Origin of the sequence: Lacihabitans sp. CS3-21, assembly GCF_024343675.1 — a bacterium.
GTDB lineage: Bacteria > Bacteroidota > Bacteroidia > Cytophagales > Spirosomataceae > Leadbetterella.
Map to the genome: position 1 here is coordinate 1 of NZ_RJUD01000036.1, position 2,975 is coordinate 2,975.

General features: G+C 37.3%; 2 protein-coding genes and 1 pseudogene. 2 read left to right on the forward strand and 1 reads right to left on the reverse strand.

The window, feature by feature from the left end; all coding sequences use genetic code 11:
• Together EGI24_RS14150 and EGI24_RS14155 are read left to right on the forward strand one after the other, a co-directional pair.
• Window positions 1-2,277: efflux RND transporter permease subunit (locus EGI24_RS14150; protein WP_255049109.1), on the forward strand; the 2,277-nt coding region annotated here is incomplete at its 5' end.
• A 93-nt stretch (window positions 2,278-2,370) separates the two neighbouring features.
• Window positions 2,371-2,742, forward strand: coding sequence for a VOC family protein (locus tag EGI24_RS14155; protein ID WP_255046692.1), 372 nt, complete (start codon window positions 2,371-2,373; stop codon window positions 2,740-2,742).
• Between the two features lie 12 nt (window positions 2,743-2,754).
• Here EGI24_RS14155 and EGI24_RS14160 read toward each other — a convergent pair.
• Window positions 2,755-2,975: pseudogene (locus EGI24_RS14160) on the reverse strand (porin); the annotation flags it as partial.

Here is a 2,975-nt window from a genome sequence, read left to right on the forward strand (position 1 = left end):
GATGTTGCTGATGTGAATTTTGGTTATGAAGATGAGACCTATTTGGCTAGACTTAATGGAAAAAGAGGAATTTTTATCACTGCTTCCCAGAAAAAAAACACTAATATTTTTGATGTAAACAAAATACTTTCTCCGCTTTTAGCAGATTTTGAGAAAACACTTCCTCAACATATTAAGTTTGAAAAAAGCTTCGACCAAGCACATAGTGTGTCAAAAAGGCTCTTAGGATTGGGTAGGGATTTTGCTATTGCTATTGTTTTGGTTTTAATTACGCTCATTCCACTAGGTTTTAGAGCAGCTTTGATTGTCATGATTTCTATTCCGCTTTCCTTGGCTATCGGTTTGGCGGGTCTAGATATTTTAGGTTATGGGATTAATCAGCTTTCGGTGGTTGGTTTGGTTATTTCTTTAGGGTTATTGGTGGATGATTCCATCGTGGTAGTAGAGAATATTGCCCGGTATTTGCGTATGGGATATTCTAGAAAACAAGCTGCTACTGAAGCTACCAAACAGATAAGTTTGGCAGTATTAGGCTGTACCGCTACACTGATATTTGCGTTTTTGCCACTGACATTTTTGCCAGAATCTGCAGGAGATTTTATACGAAGTTTGCCCATGGCAGTTATCACTACGGTATTAGCTTCGCTTTTTGTTTCTTTGACTATCGTGCCATTTTTAGCAAGCCTTTTGATGCCTAAAGAGGAGGAAGAGCATGGAAACGTGTTTTTGCAGTTTCTCAATAGGGCTATAGATGGATCTTACAAAAAAATATTATCATGGTCATTGGCCAACCCCTTCAAAACCCTCGGAGTAGCCATTTTAATATTTATTGGAAGTTTGGGACTGATCAAAGTAATTGGAATTAGTGTCTTCCCTAAATCCGAAAAACCTCAGTTTTTGATAAACATAGAAACACCGCTGGGTACTTCTCTAAAAGTAACCGATAAAGCCGTACGATTTGTGGAAAAAATTCTTTCTGAAAAGGAATTGGTAAAAAGTTACGCCTCTAATATCGGAAAAGACAATCCTAGGATTTACTATAACATATTGCCACGAGGTGGTACTTCTAGTAATACGGCCCAGATATTTGTACAACTGCAAGAAGAAACCGAAGTGCCAGAAAGAACAGCTTATATAAATGAACTCCGTACCAAATTCCAAAATTACCCCGGTGCCAAAATTAAGGCGATAGAGTTTGAGCACGGGGCCCCAGTAGATGCTCCGCTAGCCGTAAGAATTTTTGGAGAAAATTTAGATTCACTCCGAAGCATTGCTTTAAAAGTTGAGGGGCTTTATAAATCTACCGAAGGGACAATTTATGTCAACAATCCCATTGGAGCAGTAAATACTGACTTAAGGGTGGATATTAACAAAGATAAAGCCGGAATGATGGGAATTGCTACCGCTGAGATTGATCGAAACGTTCGAATGGCTATTTCGGGTCTAAGTTTAGGAACATTTCAAGATAAGACTGGAGATGATTATCAGATAAATATCACTTTGCCAAGAGGCAAAACTGTTTCGGCTGATGTTTTTGACAATATATATGTTTCCTCACCTATGGGGGCTCAAGTACCATTGTCTCAATTAGCCACCATCCATTTTGAGACCTCACCTAACCGAATCCAACACTATGACCAAGAGCGTTTTACAAGCGTAACAGCCTTTATTGCGGATGGTTATCTTACACCAGATGTACAGAAAGTATTCAAGGAAAAGTTGGATAAATTCGAAGTGCCAAAAGGTTACAGCATAACTACGGCAGGAGAAGAGGAACAGAGAGCTCAAATTTTTGGCGGTTTGGGTACCATCATCATCATCACTATTTTTGGAATTTTAGCCATTTTGATATTAGAGTTCAAAACCTTTAAGAGTTCGTTTATTGTACTTTCAGTAATTCCTCTTGGGGTTATTGGAGCAGTAGGTATTTTATTTTTTGCAGGATATAGTCTCTCGTTTACAGCCATTGTGGGTATTATTGCTTTAGCTGGTATTGAGGTTAAAAACTCCATTTTGCTGGTAGATTACACCAACTATCTCCGAAAAGAAGAAGGTTTGTCAATTGATGAAGCCATTGAAAAAGCTGGTAAAACGAGGTTTATTCCTATTGTTTTGACTACAATGACTGCCATTGGAGGATTAATTCCATTGGTCTTGGAGCATTCACCATTGTACTCACCGCTGGCTTTGGTTATTATTGGCGGTTTGATTTCGTCTTTGATTCTGACTAGGATAGTTACCCCAGTGATGTATAAATTGTTGCCACCGTCGGTTTAAATGTAAAAAGGAGTATTTTTTTAGCAAAACTTGGAATGGTTTAGAAGTAACACGTATTTTCAATACTTTTAATAAATCTTAAATTTGAAAGCTATGAAATTATTGGGTTTACGGACAACCATCTACAAAGTATCAGATATGGAAAAGGCCAAAAAGTGGTATTCAGACTTTTTAGGTTTCGAGCCATATTTTGATGAACCTTTTTATGTTGGGTTTAATGTTGCAGGCTATGAACTGGGTTTGCAGCCAGAAGAAGAAGCACAAAGTACTGAAAAGTCAGATTCTGTGATTACTTATTGGGGTGCAGAAAATGTTTCAGAATCCTACCAAGCATTAATAAGTTTGGGGGCAAATCGTCACGAGGAACCCACCGATGTAGGTGGAGGTATAATCATTGCTTCCTTGAAAGATCCTTGGGCAAATATCATCGGTTTGATATTTAATCCTCATTTTAGTCTTTCTTAGCATTTGATTTTCTCAAAAATTAAATTGAGCCTGTAGTCTTAAAGTTCTGCCTTTTTGATGATTTACTGGTTTGGCATAATCCTCAAAAGTTCTGTCAGAAATCATATAAAGTGCTACCAATTCAAAATGATTCTTGATTTGATATTCAATACCGATTTCTAGATCTTTTACCAGATATTTTCTTGCGTCTATTTCAAACTTTTTACCTCCGTTATAGTATTGATATTTTACAA